The organism is Vibrio sp. 10N.261.51.A4 (assembly GCF_041471945.1).
Classification (GTDB): domain Bacteria; phylum Pseudomonadota; class Gammaproteobacteria; order Enterobacterales; family Vibrionaceae; genus Vibrio; species Vibrio crassostreae_C.
Window position 1 is genome coordinate 38,067 of sequence record NZ_JBFRPJ010000021.1, and the last position, 17,868, is coordinate 55,934.

The 17,868-nt window shown below is 45.7% G+C and carries 14 protein-coding genes and 1 riboswitch; of the genes, 10 read left to right on the forward strand and 4 right to left on the reverse strand.

Features of this window, described 5'->3' with window-relative positions; translation table 11 throughout:
* Nucleotides 1-186 precede the first annotated feature (186 nt).
* The gene (locus AB4384_RS05620) at nucleotides 187-387 is read left to right on the forward strand and encodes a DUF1107 family protein (protein ID WP_017080878.1); all 201 of its coding nucleotides are present in this window, start codon (nucleotides 187-189) and stop codon (nucleotides 385-387) included.
* A gap of 110 nt (nucleotides 388-497) precedes the next feature.
* Here the strand turns inward: AB4384_RS05620 and msrA are convergent, their stop codons facing one another.
* Nucleotides 498-1,127, reverse strand: coding sequence for a peptide-methionine (S)-S-oxide reductase MsrA (msrA, locus tag AB4384_RS05625; RefSeq protein ID WP_017058899.1), 630 nt, complete (start codon nucleotides 1,125-1,127; stop codon nucleotides 498-500).
* A 195-nt stretch (nucleotides 1,128-1,322) separates the two neighbouring features.
* On the opposite strand from msrA, the gene AB4384_RS05630 reads away from it, so the two are divergent.
* From AB4384_RS05630 to AB4384_RS05640, 3 genes are read left to right on the forward strand one after another with little or no spacing between them, the layout of a single operon-like run.
* A complete protein-coding gene (locus tag AB4384_RS05630) occupies nucleotides 1,323-3,035 on the forward strand; it encodes an autotransporter assembly complex family protein (protein ID WP_017063725.1) in 1,713 nt (570 codons plus the stop codon).
* Complete coding sequence (locus AB4384_RS05635) at nucleotides 3,032-6,790, forward strand: translocation/assembly module TamB domain-containing protein (RefSeq protein WP_372128572.1); 3,759 nt, start codon at nucleotides 3,032-3,034, stop codon at nucleotides 6,788-6,790. The genes AB4384_RS05630 and AB4384_RS05635 overlap by 4 nt, the downstream gene beginning before the upstream one ends.
* A gap of 49 nt (nucleotides 6,791-6,839) precedes the next feature.
* Nucleotides 6,840-7,196, forward strand: coding sequence for a gamma-glutamylcyclotransferase (locus AB4384_RS05640; RefSeq protein WP_017069403.1), 357 nt, complete (start codon nucleotides 6,840-6,842; stop codon nucleotides 7,194-7,196).
* An 87-nt stretch (nucleotides 7,197-7,283) separates the two neighbouring features.
* Here AB4384_RS05640 and fbp read toward each other — a convergent pair whose 3' ends face one another.
* Nucleotides 7,284-8,294: a class 1 fructose-bisphosphatase gene (gene fbp / locus AB4384_RS05645; RefSeq protein ID WP_017633404.1), complete on the reverse strand. Its 1,011-nt coding sequence runs from the start codon at nucleotides 8,292-8,294 to the stop codon at nucleotides 7,284-7,286.
* Nucleotides 8,295-8,564: 270 nt separating this feature from the next.
* On the opposite strand from fbp, the gene mpl reads away from it, so the two are divergent.
* From mpl to thiQ, 5 genes are all read left to right on the forward strand, one after another.
* On the forward strand, nucleotides 8,565-9,923 hold the full coding sequence (mpl, locus tag AB4384_RS05650) for a UDP-N-acetylmuramate:L-alanyl-gamma-D-glutamyl-meso-diaminopimelate ligase (protein WP_065584318.1): 1,359 nt from the start codon (nucleotides 8,565-8,567) through the stop codon (nucleotides 9,921-9,923).
* Nucleotides 9,924-9,961: 38 nt separating this feature from the next.
* The gene (locus tag AB4384_RS05655; RefSeq protein ID WP_016787846.1) at nucleotides 9,962-10,585 is read left to right on the forward strand and encodes a flavin prenyltransferase UbiX; all 624 of its coding nucleotides are present in this window, start codon (nucleotides 9,962-9,964) and stop codon (nucleotides 10,583-10,585) included.
* A gap of 43 nt (nucleotides 10,586-10,628) precedes the next feature.
* A riboswitch (TPP riboswitch) is annotated at nucleotides 10,629-10,748 on the forward strand.
* A 53-nt stretch (nucleotides 10,749-10,801) separates the two neighbouring features.
* On the forward strand, nucleotides 10,802-11,794 hold the full coding sequence (gene thiB / locus AB4384_RS05660; protein ID WP_102320274.1) for a thiamine ABC transporter substrate binding subunit: 993 nt from the start codon (nucleotides 10,802-10,804) through the stop codon (nucleotides 11,792-11,794).
* A 92-nt stretch (nucleotides 11,795-11,886) separates the two neighbouring features.
* Nucleotides 11,887-13,500, forward strand: a complete 1,614-nt coding sequence (gene thiP / locus AB4384_RS05665; RefSeq protein ID WP_170967441.1) for a thiamine/thiamine pyrophosphate ABC transporter permease ThiP — start codon at nucleotides 11,887-11,889, stop codon at nucleotides 13,498-13,500.
* On the forward strand, nucleotides 13,500-14,204 hold the full coding sequence (gene thiQ / locus AB4384_RS05670; protein WP_017071293.1) for a thiamine ABC transporter ATP-binding protein: 705 nt from the start codon (nucleotides 13,500-13,502) through the stop codon (nucleotides 14,202-14,204). The genes thiP and thiQ overlap by 1 nt, the downstream gene beginning before the upstream one ends.
* A gap of 106 nt (nucleotides 14,205-14,310) precedes the next feature.
* On the opposite strand, the gene yjgA is transcribed toward thiQ, so the two are convergent.
* The gene (yjgA, locus tag AB4384_RS05675; protein ID WP_102394283.1) at nucleotides 14,311-14,835 is read right to left on the reverse strand and encodes a ribosome biogenesis factor YjgA; all 525 of its coding nucleotides are present in this window, start codon (nucleotides 14,833-14,835) and stop codon (nucleotides 14,311-14,313) included.
* 118 nt (nucleotides 14,836-14,953) lie between these two features.
* Between yjgA and pmbA the strand changes: the two genes are divergently transcribed.
* The gene (gene pmbA / locus AB4384_RS05680) at nucleotides 14,954-16,297 is read left to right on the forward strand and encodes a metalloprotease PmbA (protein WP_017058910.1); all 1,344 of its coding nucleotides are present in this window, start codon (nucleotides 14,954-14,956) and stop codon (nucleotides 16,295-16,297) included.
* 96 nt (nucleotides 16,298-16,393) lie between these two features.
* Here pmbA and mgtE read toward each other — a convergent pair whose 3' ends face one another.
* Nucleotides 16,394-17,749, reverse strand: coding sequence for a magnesium transporter (gene mgtE, locus AB4384_RS05685; protein ID WP_017058911.1), 1,356 nt, complete (start codon nucleotides 17,747-17,749; stop codon nucleotides 16,394-16,396).
* Nucleotides 17,750-17,868 lie beyond the last annotated feature (119 nt).

A 17,868-nucleotide genomic window follows, 5' to 3' on the forward strand; every position in this document is an offset into this window, starting at 1 on the left:
ACTTTTTTATCGTACGACGTAGAAAGAAGTTGCAGGCTTGTTACCAAAAGGTATAATGCATCAATATCAAGATGAACAATAGATTATCTTGCTGTTTGCTAAAGGAATTAGCGATTAAATGTGCTTTGAACAGCGACGCTGTTCAGGTATGTGACTGTAGTACTCAAATGGAATTGAGGTTGTATTATGTTAAGAAAATTTTCTACTTACCGTCCACGTCAGGTGGCGCGTTTCGTTAAAGTCCTGTTCAAAGGCCAATTTGCTATTGAAGGTATTGGAGAGTTTCGCTTCGACCAAGGCAAGGTGCTACTTCCTGAAGTTTCAGACAAACAAAAGCTCACTATTTTTAAAGAAGTTAACGGCACCATTGCAGCGTTGCCGGTGTAACTGAGCTTTATCGATTTGTCTTGCACCGAATAGATTAACAATGAAAAGGGCTTCCTGATGGAAGCCCTTTTTTAATGCGTGTCGTTCACGATGGTATGTCGAACGGCACTTTATTGTGGAGGGAAGCACACACCTGTTCCACCCAACCCGCAATACCCATTCGGATTTTTAGCTAGGTATTGCTGGTGGTAGGTTTCTGCGAAAAAATATTTTCCAGCAGGCAGAACTTCCGTCGTGATCTCGTTGCCTAAAGATTCAGTCATTGCTCGTTGATATTCACGTTTAGAGTGCTCAGCGATAGATTGTTGTTCTTCACTGAAGGTGTAAATCGCAGAACGGTACTGAGTCCCTAAATCGTTGCCTTGGCGCATCCCTTGAGTTGGGTCATGACGCTCCCAAAAGGTTTCAAGTATTCGAGCTAGAGAGGTTTGTTCACTATCAAATATGACACGAACGACCTCGGTATGGCCGGTTTGCCCAGTACATACTTGTTCATAAGTGGGATTAACTGTGTATCCGCCAGCGTAACCAACGGATGTTGAAATAACGCCATCCAATTGCCAAAACAAACGCTCAGCTCCCCAGAAGCACCCCATACCAAACAGGACTTCTTGTTGAGAGCCCGTGGGTGCATCGAGCAGGTCGGTTTGATTGACGAAATGGCGCTCAGTGATTCGAATTGGGTCAGCATTTCCCGGTAGTGCGGTTGCTGCAGAAACCAGTTGTTGTTTGTTTAGCATGTTATATTCCTTTTCGCATACGTTTACCGCGCTGGCTTTTATTTAACGTGGGTTCATATTAACTGTTGGTCAATATTGAATAAGTCTTTAAATTAGACCGTGTTATTCCAGGATTTATTACAGACTCAATGCCTATTTAGCGGTATTATTTCTTTTCACTTATTAACGTATTGATAACTTCTTCACCAATTAAACATGATAAGAAAAACTTTACCAGTTCTGATTGGCACTCTATTGTCATCGACGCTCGCTTTCGCTGACGTTTCCCTTGAAATCAAAGGGCTAGATGGAGCGCTTGAGGATAATGTTGATGCTTATCTGAGTGCGATCCCTGAAGAAGAGTATTCGGTTTCACTAAGATTCCAATCCCGCTTGGAATCTATGATTAAAGAAGCCCTGAATGCGTTAGGCTACTACCACCCTAAAATCACATTTACTCACTCCGAAGATGATACCGAAATGACCGTTACGGTTGAGCCGGGAGAGCCTGTTGTTATTTATACTTCAGATATCGTTCTAACTGGTGAAGCCAAGGATGACCCAGACTTTTTAGCCTTGATAGCGAAGAGTAGCTTGTCTAAAGGTTCGACTCTGAATCATGGTAATTATGACTCTTTGAAATCGTCGATCCGCAACCTTGGCTTAGCGAAAGGCTACTTCGATGGTGCTTATGATCTTAGTAAGCTAGAAGTCGCTCCTGAATTGAACCGCGCTTATGTTCGTCTTCATTATAACAGTGGTATCCGCTATCACTTTGGTACTACTCAGGTTACTGGTAGCCAGATAGAAGAAGATAAGGTGCAGTCACTTAAACCATTTGAGGATGGCGAACCTTACTCAATCACCAAAGTCGGTGAGTACAACCAAAACCTGTCCAATACGGATTGGTTCTCCTCGGTATTTGTTGAACCAGATTTAAGCCAGTTAGGCGAAGGCCGAGAGATCCCGATGAAGGTTAGCCTTGCTCCGCAAGCTCGTAACCAAATCGAAACGGGTATCGGTGTATCCACCGACCTTGGCGTAAAAGGCACTCTGAAGTGGAAAAAACCTTGGGTTAATGAACAAGGCCATAGCTTCAATAGCAGCCTGTCGATTTCTAAACCTGAACAGACGATTACCGCTACCTATAAAATCCCTCTGGATGACGTGCTGAACGACTACTATCAAGTTAAGTACGGTATGAAAAACTTGGATAATCGTGATACCAAGAGTTTGGAGTCAAACTTAGCGCTAGAAAGATATTGGCGACTGGATAACGGTTGGCAACGCACGGTCTTCATTCGATACTTGGTCGAAAACTATGAGCAAGGTTTGCAGGATGATTTAGCGCAATTTGTGCTGCCGGGTATCTCTTTCTCACGCACTCGAACGCGAGGCGGTTCGATGCCGATGTGGGGCGATAAACAAACCATTATGGTTGAAGCGGGTGATGATACCTTGTTATCTGAAACTAAGGTTGTTCGTTTTCAAGGTCAAACCGCTTGGATTCGAAGCATTGGCGACAATCACCGAGGCTTAACTCGACTTCAATTTGGCGGCAACTTTGCCGACGAGTTTGATAAGCTATCTCCCTCCCTAAGATTCTTTGCTGGTGGTGACAATAGCATTCGTGGTTATGGTTATGAGTCGATCTCTCCTCGAGATGAAAGTGGCGCACTAACGGGTGCCAAATTCATTGCAACCAGCTCGTTTGAATACCAATACCGCTTGGTTGGAAACTGGTGGGGCGCAGCATTCTACGACATTGGTGATGCATTTAATGACAAACCCGAATGGAAACACGGCACCGGCGTCGGTGTTCGTTGGGCGTCACCTGTTGGTCCAGTGAGTTTAGATTTTGCTTGGGGTCTAGATGCAGAAAAAGGTGATGAGTTCCAGTTACACTTTAGTTTAGGGCCAGAATTATGATCAAAGTGATGGGCAAGTACATCAAGTGGACGTCGATCTCATTGACGTCTATTTTGCTGTTGTTGATAGCCTTGCTAGGTTTTGTTTTGTTCACCAATCCAGGGTTGAACACTGTGTTGTGGGGCGCTGAAAAAGCGTTGCCACAGCTTAAAGTGGAAAGCACTAAAGGGGCTCTGTTCCCGAGCTTTACGCTTAATAATGTTCAGTTTAAAGATGACAGCCTGCATATAGACACCAAAGTTCAAAAGCTGAACTTGGCGATTAATCCTCGCTGTCTGCTCGACCCTAAGTTGTGTGTCGATCGTTTAGCGATTCAAGGATTGGACTTCGCATTTACTGAACTGCCTCCGGCCTCTACAGAAGAAACAGAACCTACTCCGCCCGTAACATCGGTAAAAACACCGTTGCCAATCGTAATCAACCGTATCGCTTTGTCTGATATCAAGTTGAATATCTTAGGGCATGAAATTGAATGGAGCTTGTTCTCTACGGCTTTGAGTATGCAGGGCGAAAAGCTAACTGTATCGCCAACCTTATTCAATGATCTTAAGGTTAAACTCGCTGAGTCGACAGAAGAACCGCAAGCAGAAAAGGTTGAGCCAAAAGCTGCCGTTAAAACGGCTATCGAATTGCCGGAAGTCTGGATTCCTCTGCAGGTTGTGTTGGAGCGTTTTGACCTCAACCGTTTCACCTTAGAACAAGAAACACCAATCGTTGTTAACCACCTTGGGCTAGAAGCTCGCGCGGGCAAACACACGGTTGATGTTTCAACTCTCGAACTCGATATGCCACAAGCAAGCGCCAATCTAACCACGAAGGTTGAGCTCAAGGGCGGTTACCCGCTAGAACTTTCTTTGGATGCGTTGGTGAAAGAAACCGACCTTGTTGGGCAGAAGTTGTCTCTGAAAGCACAAGGCAGCGTGGCTAAGCTAAACCTAGACTCCCAATTTTCTGAGCTGATTGAGGCAAAGTTGTCTGGGGATATTCAACCCTTAGAACCGACTCTGCCATTTGACCTTCTTTTAGAGGGCGGACAAGCACAGTGGCCCCTTACCGGAAAAAGCGATTACCAAGCGACAATTGAGCAATTTAAAGCTGATGGCTCACTAGATGGTTTTAATGTTCTTCTTAAAGGTGAAGCCGATGGTAAGGAAATCCCTGAATTAGCCATCGATCTACAGGGTAAAGGCACGACGGAACAAATTGTTCTCGAGCGTCTAAAGCTCAACACGCTAGGCGGTGAGCTTAACGGTGTCGTTAAAGCGAACTGGAAGAGTCTCGTTAACTGGCAAGCTGACGTGACACTCAAAGATATTCAACCGGGTCTGCAGTGGCCAGAAGCTGAGGGCAACATTAGTGGAAACATCGTCACCTCAGGTGAGTTGACGGAAGCGGGCGGCTGGGCGATTGAACTGCCTAAATTGGATATTGAAGGGATCTTGCGAGAATACCCTCTGGATATCGAAGGTCAGTTGTCAGCGTCGGATCGCAGCGCGAGCGGTGAACCAAAACTGAAAACCAGTGGTTTGAACTTAGCTCACGGTGTTAACTCGATTAAGGCTCAGGGTGAGCTTGATAAGAAATGGGACATGGGTGTTGAGATTCACTTCCCTGAGCTTGTAAAAAGCGTCCCTGATTTGAAAGGTAAAGTGATTGGTAACATCCAGCTCAGTGGTCCAACGAAAAAGCCTGAAGTCGATCTCGCTCTAAATGTGGATAAGGTAGATTGGAATAACGAAGCAACACTAGAATCCTTGTCGCTTAATGGTTCTGTGGTTCCTCTGCCATTGCCTGAAGCTCAAGCTGATCTTGAATTAAAAGCTAACAACCTAACCTATCAAGATCAGAGCGTAAAAAGCATTGATCTCACGGTGAGTGGTGGTGAGAAGAAACACACAGTGACACTTGATGTGATATCCGACATCGTGTCTACAAGCTTAGCTATTTCCGGAGAGTTGATTCAAAAGCCTTCTCTTATTTGGTATGGATCGTTAGACAGAGTCAAAATCACCACTCAGCAAGGTCCTTGGGTGTTAGAGCAACCTGTCGCGATAAATGCGGATGTTGATAAACAGTTTGCCGATGTTCAAGCGCACTGTTGGAAACAATCGGGTTCGAGCGTGTGTTTGGATGAAGACGTTCGTGTCGGAAAATCGGGTGAGGCCAAGGTAGCCATCAATCAATTCGATTTCGAGCAGATTAAAGCCTTTGTGCCTAAAGAGACGCAATTACAGGGCTTAGTCAATGCGACTGCTCATGCAAAGTGGTCTGAACAAGATGAGCCTGAAGTCACGGTAAGCGTTGATATGCCGAAAGGTCAGGTTGTTCAACAAGTGGGTGAGCCAATCACACTGGGTTGGGAAAGCGTTGCATTGAATGCCCAACTGAAAGACAACAAACTGGATGCCGATTTTAAGTTGGATGTTTCCGACAATGGTGACCTGTCTGGCACGGTGTCGTTACCGGATATTCTTGCCGAAGACAAAATGGTCGATGCGGCAATTAAGCTGACCACGTTCCATCTTGATTTCTTACAACCAATTCTAGGTGAATACAGCTTATTGAAAGCCGACCTTGAGAGTGATCTTCAAGTTAAAGGCTCTCTGATGCACCCTCAAGTCTTTGGCCAATTCTCTGTTGGTGGTATTCAAGTCAAAGGCGATGTTACGCCTGTTGATGTGAAAGATGGCCGCATCGACCTCGACTTTGATGGTTATAGTGCAAAACTGGATGCGAATGTCGAAACGCCTGATGGTCACCTTGATATTGAGGGAACCGGAGATTGGCAAGATCTTAAAGCATGGCACTCGAACGTTAGAGTTTTCGCTGATGAGTTGATGGTTGATATCCCACCGATGGTTAAGGTGAAGGTCGTACCTGATATGACTATTGATGTCACACCAGATCTGGCGAAAATCACCGGTGATATTGCATTACCATGGGGACGAATTGTTGTTGAAGATTTACCACCGTCAGCGGTTGGCGTCTCTTCTGATCAGGTTATTTTGAATAAAGATCTAGAGCCAGAAAACGAAGATACGATTCCATTCAATGTGATGACGAATATTAATATCTCCATTGGTGATGACTTTAAACTGTCTGCCTTCGGTCTTGAAGGTGATTTGGTCGGTAAGCTCAACGTGGCTCAAAAAGACCAAGGTCCATTTATTACAGGTGAAGTGAACATCGTCGATGGTACTTATCAATCATTCGGGCAAGACCTCTTGATCGAAGAGGGTAAGATCCTAATGAATGGACCACCGGATCAGCCATACGTAGCCATCAACGCGATTCGTAATCCTGATAATACTCAGGATGACGTGACCGCTGGTATTCGAGTGACTGGCCCTGCGACAGAGCCTACCATCGAGATTTATTCTGACCCAGCGATGCCACAAGCGAACGCACTGTCTTATATTTTGCGTGGCCAAGATATCGACGGTGAGTCGAGCGGTTCGATGACAACGACTTTAATCGGTTTGAGTTTAGCGAAGAGTGGTAAGGTTGTTGGTGAAATCGGTGAAGCCTTTGGTGTAAAGGACTTGCAACTGGATACTGCAGGCTCTGGCGATGACTCTCAAGTGACGGTAAGTGGTTACATCCTGCCTGGCTTACAGGTGAAGTATGGTGTGGGTATCTTTAACTCGTTAGGTGAGTTTACCGTTCGTTATCGATTGATGCAGGATCTCTATGTTGAAGCTGTTTCTGGCCTAGACAGTGCTGTGGATCTTCTCTATCAATTTGAATTTGAGTAACACTTTGAGCGGCGATTGATTCGCGGGTGACGAATGCTAGGGAGTGAGTATGCAGCATCTTGTTTTTGTCTATGGAACCTTGAGGCAAGGTCAGTCCAATCACCATTATTTGCAGGGCTGCGATTTATTAGGGCAGTTTGATACACCTAAGGAATACGCACTTTTTGATTTAGGTGCCTATCCGGCGATGATTTTGGGAAAGAAAAGTGTCGCTGGTGAGGTCTATATCATTAACGACGAAATTTTAGAGTCGCTCGATCGGCTAGAAGATGTTCCTGTTGAGTATCGTCGCGAGCAAATAGAGACTATATTTGGATTAGCATGGGTATATTTGTATCAGCTTGATCTAACAGCTAATAAAGAAATACTTTCGGGTAACTGGTGTCAGCGGAACAATGATTCCTAACTAGTTAATCACCTTACGAGACAACAAAAAGCCAGCACTGAGGTGCTGGCTTTTTAATAGCGTTAGTTTGAGAATGAAATGAGAGGGCTACTCAGGGTTCAGCTCAAGAAACTCTTCTACTTTGCGAACCATGTTTGTTGAGCCAACAAAGAAAGGTACACGTTGGTGCAGCTCAGTTGGTTTGATATCCATGATACGTTGAGCACCGTCTGAAGCGATGCCGCCCGCTTGTTCCATAAGGAAAGCAATTGGGTTGCACTCGTAAAGCAGACGCAGTTTACCTTGAGGGTGACTTTGCGTGCTTGGGTACAAGTAGATGCCGCCTTTCAAAAGGTTACGGTGGAAATCTGATACTAGAGAACCGATGTAACGTGATGTATAAGGGCGATTGTCGCTTGGCTCATTTTCTTGGCAGTACTTGATGTACTTCTTAACACCCGTAGGGAAGCGGATGTAATTACCTTCGTTGATTGAGTAAATCTTACCTTCGTCTGGAATCATCATGTTTTCATGAGATAGGCAGAAGGTACCCAGTGATGGGTCGTAGGTGAAGCCATTTACGCCAGCACCTGTTGTGTATACAAGCATGGTTGAAGAACCGTAAATCACGTAACCCGCGGCTACTTGCTTGTGTCCGGGCTGTAAGAAATCTTCTTGTGTTGGTGGTGTACCGATCGGTGATACTCGACGGTAGATAGAGAAAATTGTACCAACCGATACATTTACATCGATGTTTGATGAGCCATCTAGTGGATCCATCAGTACAACGTATTTTGCGTTTTTGTTGAGCTCTTTATTGAAGGCGACAGCTTCGTCTTCTTCTTCACTTGCAACACCACAAACTTGGTCACGGGCTTCTAGAGCCGCTTTAAATTTGTCGTTCGCGTAAAGGTCTAGCTTTTGCTGCTCTTCACCTTGCACGTTGTCTGTACCAACAGCGCCAGTGATGTCGACTAGGCCAGCCTTGTTGATCTCACGGTTAACAATTTTTGCAGCAAGTCGAATAGACGACAAAAGGGATGATAGATCACCGCTTGCATGGGGGAAGTCACTCTGTTTCTCAACAATGAACTCACCAAGGGTGCGCATCTCAGACATGTTATTTCCTTAAACTTCTCTCAATATTAGGGGGGATTTGAGCACTGTAGATTCGGCCTCTTGAGTGGGCTTTATTCATCTAGACGCTTACCTAAATTCTAAAGGTTAGATCTTTTTAATGGTAATGAACTAAGCGACACAGATCTCACTTACTATGTCGACTCAATTTGTTTTGCATTGCCGCTCGCTTTTAATCGCCATTTAATGATAATGAGTGCAAGCCGTTTTAATTAGGCACTGTTTATTTAGCCAAGCGTTTGGAAGCAATTTATGCATATTCATATCTTAGGAATTTGTGGCACCTTCATGGGTGGTGCTGCGGTATTGGCTCGTCAATTAGGTCACAAGGTTACGGGTAGTGACGCGAATGTTTACCCACCAATGAGCACCTTGTTGGAATCACAAGGGATTGAAATTATTGAAGGGTTCGACCCTAGCCAATTAGAACCAAGGCCAGATCTCGTGGTTATCGGTAACGCAATGAGCCGCGGTAATCCGTGTGTTGAGTATGTGTTGGATAACAACCTTAGATACACCTCTGGTCCTCAGTGGTTGCAAGAGTTCTTACTGCATGACCGTTGGGTGTTAGCGGTATCGGGAACGCACGGTAAGACCACGACATCAAGCATGTTGGCTTGGATCTTGGAAGACTGTGGCTATGCACCGGGCTTCTTAGTTGGCGGAGTGTTGGGTAACTTTGGTATCTCTGCTCGCCTTGGTGAAAGCATGTTCTTCGTGGTAGAAGCCGACGAATACGACAGTGCTTTTTTCGATAAACGATCTAAGTTCGTTCATTACCACCCAAGAACCTTAGTGATGAATAACCTAGAGTTTGATCATGCGGACATCTTTGACGATCTTGAAGCGATTAAGCGACAATTTCATCATTTGGTGCGTACTGTGCCAAGCAATGGTCGCATTTTCTCACCTAAGCAAGACAGCGCTATTGAAGATGTTCTAGCTCGCGGTTGCTGGAGTGAAACTGAATCGAGTGGCGAGCAAGGCGACTGGGATGCCAAGAAACTGGTCAAAGATGGCTCTCAATTTGAGGTTTACTTCCAAAATGAATGTGTTGGAACCGTAAATTGGGATTTAGTGGGCGACCACAACGTAAATAATGCTTTGATGGCGATTGCAGCTGCACGTCATGTGGGCGTGACACCTGACCTTGCTTGTGAATCACTAGCTACCTTTATTAATACTAAGCGCCGTTTGGAGTTTAAAGGCGAGGTGGCAGGTGTGTCTGTTTATGACGATTTTGCTCATCACCCAACGGCGATTGAACTTACGCTCGGCGGATTACGTAATAAGGTCGACACTAAGAAAATCATTGCCGTTTTAGAGCCTCGTTCTGCCACCATGAAACGTGGTGTGCACAAAGAAATACTGGCTGATTCGTTGAAGCAGGCGGATTCTACCTACTTATTCCAACCGGATAACATTGATTGGTCAGTTCAAGATGTTGCAGACGCTTGTCACCAACCGGCACACGTGAGTGATGACATGGATGCATTCGTTGCTAAAATTGTCTCAGAGGCACAAGCTGGCGACCAAATTTTGGTAATGAGTAATGGTGGCTTTGGTGGCATTCATCAAAAACTGTTGGATGGATTGGCACTCAAAGGCTAACGGCATCCACGACCTTATAATTTGAAGTAATTGAGAACATGACAAAACACGATAAAGCGATAACCCTTGCTTTCACTGGCGCATCCGGTGCGCCTTATGGCCTGCGTTTACTTGAATGCCTTTTGGCAGCCGATTATCAGGTCTACTTGCTGATTTCATCGGCAGCGCGAGTGGTATTGGCGACCGAGCATGAACTTAAGTTACCTGCTGGGCCAGATGCGGCGAAACAAGCTTTGGTTAAACATCTTGGCTGCGACCCTGAAAAGCTGGTGGTGTGTGGCAAAGATGATTGGTTCTCGCCGGTTGCCTCTGGTTCAGCAGCACCTAAACAGATGGTCGTTTGTCCATGTTCAGCGGGAAGCTTGGCTTCGATTGCTCATGGTCTATCAGATAACCTGATTGAGCGAGCAGCAGACGTAGTCATGAAAGAGCGAGGCCAATTGTTGTTGGTGGTTCGCGAGACGCCATTTTCGACGCTTCATCTCGAGAACATGCACAAACTTTCGACCATGGGCGTAACGATCATGCCTGCAGCTCCGGGTTTTTATCATCAACCCAAGTCAATTGAAGATCTGGTCGACTTTATGGTGGCGCGTATTCTAGATCACCTTGGTATCGAACAAGGTTTAGTGCCACGTTGGGGTTACGATCAACGTAATTGATCCAAACTTGATAGCTTATTGTTAAAAATCAAATTACAATTCTGAACACTCATCGGGGAGCGAACCATTCAAATAATGAATGCGAGCTGAGATCAAGCAGGTGCTTGGGACCCGTAAACCTGAACCAGATAATGCTGGCGTAGGAATTGAGTTAGGAACAACCTCTACCGTTCTCCTCCCTCAAACCTGTGCCGCTCAGACCATGGAGAGCGTCCAGTGAAATTCACATTAACTACCCTTGCTGTTACTACAGCTATTTCTTTTTCTGCCTTTGCTGCAGACAACACTTTGACTATATACACCTATGACTCTTTTGCTGCGGATTGGGGCCCTCGTCCTGCCGTTGAAAAAGCATTCGAAGAGAAGTGTGGTTGTGATGTGAATTTTGTCGCTCTAGAAGATGGCGTGTCTATTCTGAACCGTTTACGTCTTGAGGGCGGCAACAGCAAAGCCGATATCTTGCTAGGTCTCGACAACAACCTGATGGCTGAAGCGAAAGCGACGGGCTTATTGGCTGAGCATAATGTTGATACGTCATCGGTAACGCTTCCTAATGGTTGGAACGACAGCACTTTTGTACCCTATGACTTTGGCTACTTTGCTTTTGTTTACAATAAAGAGAAACTGGAAAACCCGCCGAAGAGCTTGAAAGAACTGGTTGAGCAGCGTGATGATCTTAAGGTCATCTACCAAGATCCACGTACATCAACACCAGGCCAAGGCATGATGCTTTGGATGAAATCAGTATACGGTGATGAAGCGACAGCAGCATGGAAGAAGCTTGCTCAGAAAACAGTGACTGTAACCAAAGGCTGGTCTGAAGCTTACTCTATGTTCCTAGAAGGCGAGTCGGATTTAGTGTTGTCTTATACAACGTCTCCGGCTTACCACATTATTGCTGAAAGCGATTCTAAGTATGCAGCAGCAAGCTTCGAAGAAGGGCATTACACTCAAGTGGAAGTGGCCGCTAAGGTTAAAGGCAGCAAGAACGAAAAGCTTGCTGATGAGTTTATGGCGTTTATCCTAAGTGATGAATTCCAATCGGCGATGCCAACAGGCAACTGGATGTACCCAGTGACCGATATTGAGCTTCCAAAAGGGTTCGAGCAACTTACGGTTCCTCAGAAAGCGCTAAGCTTTACGCCCGAAGAAATTGCAGCTAAGCGTAAGCCATGGATTCGTGAATGGCAGAGTGCACTTACTTTTTAATTTGCTTTTAAAAAATTAGCTTTCTAACTTTCTGTATTTAAAGGTTTGTTCGATGTTAACTGAGCGAACCATTTACGGTAAAAAATCAATCTATGATAAAGAAAACACCTAAGGTTGGGATTTGGGTAGCGATACTCATTACCGCCTTCGTGGTTTCAGCAGTTGGGGCATTGCTTAGCAATGCCCCTTCTCTTGATATCAGCCAAGTATGGTCCGATCCCTACTATTGGCATGTAACGAAATTCAGTTTTTATCAGGCGACACTCTCAACGGTGCTGAGTGTTGGCTTTGCTATACCTATTGCTCATGCGCTGTGTCGTAGACAATTTTTTGGACGCGCTTTGTTGTTAAGGCTGTTCGCGTCGACCTTAGTCCTGCCAGTGTTAGTGGGTGTATTTGGCTTACTTGCGATCTATGGCAATAGTGGTTGGTTAGCTAAGTTTTTGGCGAACTTCGATATTGAATTGCCATTTTCCATATACGGATTGAATGGTATTTTGCTGGCGCACGTTTTCTTCAACTTGCCTTATGCCAGTCGCTTACTTCTGCAAGCGTTAGATACCGTGCCTGCCGAGCAACACAAGCTTTGTGCTCACTTGGGTATGAGTCATTGGAACAAATTCAGATGGGTTGAATGGCCTCGCTTAAGACAGCAATTACCACATGTGTGTGGCTTAGTCTTCATGTTGTGTTTTACCAGCTTTGCTACCGTGATGGCGCTAGGCGGTGGACCTAAATCAACCACTATCGAGCTCGCTATTTATCAGGCGATTAAATTCGACTTTGACCTTCAAGCTGGTGCCTTGCTCGCGATATGGCAAATGCTGCTGTGTGGTGTGCTAGCGGTGAGCATTCAACGCCTATCGAAGCCTATTTCAGTGACGGCCAGTCAGCTGTCGGAAGAGAAATATTTGGTTAAGGACAGCTGGTGGTCAAAAGCTTGGGATAGCTTTTGGATCATCATAGTCTCAATGCTGGTATTGCCGCCATTAGCTATGGTTATCGTCAGTGGAATTAACTCACAGGCATTAACCGTACTCAGCAGCGAGCCGTTTTGGGCGGCGTTAATGACCTCGGTTAAAGTCGCGTCATTAGCAAGTGTTATCGCAGTTGGTATTGGTATCGCCATACTGCTGACTAGCCGAGCATGGCGTTTACAGAACAAGAATTTTCGAGCCGATAAAATCGAGCTGATTGGCACTATTATCTTAGTGACTCCGGGGCTGGTGATCAGTACGGGTATCTTCTTATTACTGCGTTCATTCACCGATGTATTCAGTTTAGCTTTCTTTGTCGTGATTGCCGTCAACAGTTTAATGGCGCTGCCTTACGTAATTAAAACCTTGGCTCAACCTATGCTGCACCTGTCTCAGCAGTATCAGTATGTGTGTGCGAGTTTAGGGATGACTGGCTTCACTCGATTCAGGCTCGTGGAATGGCGCGCATTGCGTAAGCCGATGGCGCAAGCCTTCTCGATCAGCTTTATGTTGGCGATGGGTGATTTAAGCGCGATTGCTTTGTTTGGTAGCCAAGATTTTAGAACTCTGCCTTTGTACCTATTCCAATTGTTAGGCAGCTATCAAATGGAAGCGGCGGCGGTAGTTTCTGTGAGCTTACTGTTACTGAGTGTCGGCAGTTTTAGCTTAATAGAATTCTTATTTACTCGAAGATCTAAGCTCGATGCTAAAGAATTAAGGAACCGATGATGTTAGTGATGAAAGATGTGGATTACCACTATCACAGAGAGTTGTTTAGCTTTGATTTTCAAGCTGAGCAGGGCGATATTGTTGCGCTTATGGGGCCGAGTGGTGCGGGTAAGTCTACACTGTTGGCGCTAGTTGCTGGTTTCATCGAGCCTACATCGGGTGAGATATCAGTGGCTGGGCAGTCGCTTATTGGTAAAGAAGCACATCAGCGTCCGTTGGCGATGTTGTTTCAAGAGCACAACCTGTTTGCTCACCTTACGGTGCGAGAAAATATTGGTTTAGGTCTGCATCCAGGTTTAAAGCTTACTGCAACCCAAAAGCAAGCTGTGGAGCAAGCCGCAGCGCAAGTTGGCGTCGCTGAGTATTTGGATAGGTTGCCTGAGCACTTATCCGGCGGTCAACGCCAGCGTGTTGCGTTAGCGCGTTGTTTTGTCCAACCTCATGATATTTGGCTGCTTGATGAACCTTTCTCTGCGCTTGATCCTTTGCTGCGTGAAGAGATGCTTAGCTTAGTGAAGCGATTAGCGGCAGAGCGAAATATTACGGTCTTGATGGTGACTCACCATTTAGGTGACGCACGCAGTATCGCGAATAAGTTTGTGTTTGTGGCGCTAGGTAAGGTGTTGGTTGAAGACTCGATAGAGGCACTGACGGCGGATCATCCACAGACAGAATTAAGCTCATTTGTTAAAGCGGGTGAGTGACGATTCATCACTCTTGTTTAATCTCTCTGATATTGAGTACGTAGAAAACAAAAAGACCTAGCATGCGCTAGGTCTTTTATTGTCTTACAGAATAAAGCGACAAAGATTAGTCTTCTAGCTTTAGCTCTTTTAAGATTTGGAAGATTTCACGAGAAGCCTTTGCTGGCTTGTTCGCTGATTTCTCTTTGTTAGCTTGGCGAGCTAGCTGACGAAGACGCTGACGGTCTGCTTCAGGGTACATTTCCATTACTTCTGAAATAGCCGCATCACCTTCAGCAACAACACGATCACGCAGTTGCTCAAGCTTATGTAGTTCAGCTGTTGCTTGTGAGTGCTTGTTACGTACTTTATCCAAAGCCGCTTGAATTGGCTCAGGATCAACATTGCGCATTACTTTACCAATGTATTGAAGTTGACGGCGCTTCGCTTCATTTTTAAAGCGTTGTGCATCTTTAATCGCTTGTGCCAAATCTTCAGACAGAGGAAACTTGTCTAATACAGAAGGCTTCAGGGAAACAAGTTCTTCCCCCAGTTTTTGTAGCGCTTCCATGTCGGTTTTCATTTCTGTCTTACTTACCCAGATGATTTCTTCTTCTGGTTCCCATGGGGCTTTTTGGTTTTTGCGAGCCATCTTTTCTGCCTATGTCACTATCTCAAACGAATATATTGCCTATTTTAGCAAGAATCTTGGGGAGAAAGCGAAATTCTTGTTATCCTACGTAATATTGACCTAAAAAATTAGAATAGATATGGATGTAAAACAGCAAGTCGCCCAGCAAAGAGTTGAGCTAGAAGCCGCAGTAGCTAAAGCGTTGGATATGGCATCAGTGAGTGCAGACGCAGCTGAGGTCGCTATTACTAAGTCAACGGGTTTAAGTGTTTCAACACGTATGTGTGAAGTGGAAAACGTTGAATTTAATAGTGATGGTGCGCTAGGTATTACTGTTTATCGCGGCCAGAAAAAAGGCAGCGCATCTACATCTGATCTGAGTGAAAAGGCGATTGCTCAAACCGTCGCGGCCGCACTTGATATCGCTCAGTATACTTCTGAAGACCCATTTGCCGGTCCTGCGGCAAAAGAATACATGGTAAAAGAAATTCCAGATTTGGATCTTTTTCACCCTGATGAACCAAACCCTGACTATGCCGCTGAGATTGCGATTGCTGCTGAGAAGCAAGCGTTAGCTTATAGCGATAAGATCAAACAGAGTGATGGCGCAAGCTACGACAGCCACTATGGCGTTAAGGTTTATGGTAACAGCCATGGCTTACTAGCAAGCTATGCTTCTAGTCGTCATAGCACGAGCTGCTGTGTAATTGGACAAGGCGCTAACGGTGAGATGGAACGTGACTACAGCTACACCGTTGCACGTCACCGTGACGAGCTGTGGACGCCTGAGCGTGTAGGTCAAGAAGCTGCAGAAAAGACCATTAGCCGTTTGGATGCGAAAAAGCTACCAACAGGCCAGTACCCAATTATGTTCGCTAATGATGTGGCAACTGGCTTGATTGGTCACCTTGTTATGGCGATCAGTGGCGGTAACCTTTACCGCAAGTCGTCATTCCTATTGGATCATCTCGGTCAGAAAATCCTACCTGACTGGTTTAACATTTCTGAGCGACCACATATCTTGCGTGGTTTGGCTTCAAGCCCATTCGATAGCGAAGGTGTGTTCACTCAAGATCGTGAAATCATCACTGACGGTGTGCTAGCAACTTACCTACTAACGAGCTATGCCGCACGTAAGATGGATATGACGCCAACCGGTCATGCTGGTGGTATTCATAACTGGTTCGTTAAATCGACCGGTCAAAACTTTGAGCAGATGCTAAAAGAGTTGGGTACTGGCTTCCTAGTCACTGAAGTGATGGGCCAAGGCGTAAACACCGTAACGGGTGATTATTCACGTGGCGCTGCAGGTTTCTGGGTTGAAAACGGAGAGATCCAATACCCAGTATCAGAAGTAACAATCGCAGGTAACCTAAAAGACATGTTTACTCAGATTGTTGCTGTGGGTAACGACGTAGAAACACGTTCGCAAATTCAAACGGGTTCTATCCTGCTTGAGTCGATGAAAGTCGCGGGTGAGTAATTCAATTAAAGCGAATCTGATGAATTAAAAAAGGGAGCCGTGGCTCCCTTTTTGTTTTCTGTATTTCGCCAAAAATTGGCTAACTGCTTATGCTAACTAGATCAGTATGGTCGCTAAGCCTAGGAACACCGATAGGCCAATAACATCGGTTACTGTGGTCAGTGCCATACCGCCAGCAAGGGCTGGATCGATATTCATCTTCTTCAACATCACTGGGATAGTTACACCAGCAATACCTGCGACAATCAAGTTGGTCATCATCGCCGCTGAGATGATGCCTCCCAGTATCCAGTTACCTTTCCAAGCCACCACGATACCACCAATGATAACGGCCCATAGAACGCCGTTTAGGAAGCCGATGGCTGCCTCTTTGAGTAGCAGTTCGCGTTTGTTACTGTCACCGATATGACCGAGTGCCAAACCACGAATCACCAGAGCAACGGTTTGGTTACCCGCAACACCCCCCATCGAAGGCACGATAGTCATCAGAACCGCAATCGCTGCCATTTGATCGAGCGTTGCTTCAAACATGTTTGATACAGATGCTGCCGCCAGTGCTGCGAGTACGTTAGCACCAAGCCACACACTACGACGACGAGCAGATTTTACGACCGGTGCGAAGGTATCTTCGTCATCGTCCATACCCGCCATACTCATCATTGAGTGTTCGGCATCTTCACGGATAACATCAACCACGTCATCGATGGTGATACGACCAACAAGGTGCTGGTTACTATCGATGACAGGCGCAGAAACCCAGTTACGACGTTCAAACAGGCTCGCGATATCTGACGCACTGGTTTCTACCGCGATCGCTTCGTCGGCATCATCCATCACTTCTGAAACAGGGACATCAGGTTGAGTCGTTACTAGCGTGGTAAGTGATAGGTTACCGATAAGACGTTCTTCTTCATCAATAACATACAGAGCATCAGTTGCATCCGGCAGTTCGCCACGCATACGCATGTAGCGCAATACAACGTCAACATCGACATCACCACGAATCGTGATTACGTCGGTGTTCATGATCGCACCCGCTGAATCTTCAGGGTACGACAGGGCAGTTTCAACTAATGCACGATCGACGGAGTCCATTTGAGAAAGGACTTCGCGAGAAACATCGTCGGGTAGGCTTCGAAGTACGTACGCGACGTCATCGGTTTCCATACCTTCGGTTGCTTCTGCCAAGGTCTCAGGTGCCATTTTCGACACAAGAGCATCTTTGACGTCTTCGTTTAGTTCATCAAGAATTTCACCGTAGTCTTCAGGATCGGTGAGTTGCCAGAGTACGTCACGACTTTTGCGAGGGGAGGCTTCTAAAAGGTGTGCAATATCCTCAGGTTCCATGTCCTGAAGTTGTCGGCGTACGTGAACAAATCGGCCGTTTTCTAGGGCTTCGCTGACTTCTTGGAGGGTTTGGTGAGCTTGGTCGAATTCTAATTGCTCTGCCATATTTTCCTCCTATCTCATTATTCTTACAATGCTTGGAATAGTAACTTAATTCTAGGGCTTATTTAAATCATAAACTTAGGTAGAACTAAGATTTAATATAGGTTGGTTCACCGTTTGAG

Bases quoted from the DNA above. Each gene is read 5' to 3' on its own strand.
- mpl (WP_065584318.1), top strand. From the start codon at position 8,565: ATGCATATTCATATCTTAGGAATTTGTGGCACCTTCATGGGTGGTGCT.
- pmbA (WP_017058910.1), top strand. From the start codon at position 14,954: ATGGATGTAAAACAGCAAGTCGCCCAGCAAAGAGTTGAGCTAGAAGCC.
- AB4384_RS05635 (WP_372128572.1), top strand. From the start codon at position 3,032: ATGATCAAAGTGATGGGCAAGTACATCAAGTGGACGTCGATCTCATTG.
- mgtE (WP_017058911.1), bottom strand. From the start codon at position 17,749: ATGGCAGAGCAATTAGAATTCGACCAAGCTCACCAAACCCTCCAAGAA.
- AB4384_RS05630 (WP_017063725.1), top strand. From the start codon at position 1,323: ATGATAAGAAAAACTTTACCAGTTCTGATTGGCACTCTATTGTCATCG.
- AB4384_RS05640 (WP_017069403.1), top strand. From the start codon at position 6,840: ATGCAGCATCTTGTTTTTGTCTATGGAACCTTGAGGCAAGGTCAGTCC.
- msrA (WP_017058899.1), bottom strand. From the start codon at position 1,127: ATGCTAAACAAACAACAACTGGTTTCTGCAGCAACCGCACTACCGGGA.
- AB4384_RS05620 (WP_017080878.1), top strand. From the start codon at position 187: ATGTTAAGAAAATTTTCTACTTACCGTCCACGTCAGGTGGCGCGTTTC.
- fbp (WP_017633404.1), bottom strand. From the start codon at position 8,294: ATGTCTGAGATGCGCACCCTTGGTGAGTTCATTGTTGAGAAACAGAGT.
- AB4384_RS05655 (WP_016787846.1), top strand. From the start codon at position 9,962: ATGACAAAACACGATAAAGCGATAACCCTTGCTTTCACTGGCGCATCC.
- thiQ (WP_017071293.1), top strand. From the start codon at position 13,500: ATGTTAGTGATGAAAGATGTGGATTACCACTATCACAGAGAGTTGTTT.
- yjgA (WP_102394283.1), bottom strand. From the start codon at position 14,835: ATGGCTCGCAAAAACCAAAAAGCCCCATGGGAACCAGAAGAAGAAATC.
- thiP (WP_170967441.1), top strand. From the start codon at position 11,887: ATGATAAAGAAAACACCTAAGGTTGGGATTTGGGTAGCGATACTCATT.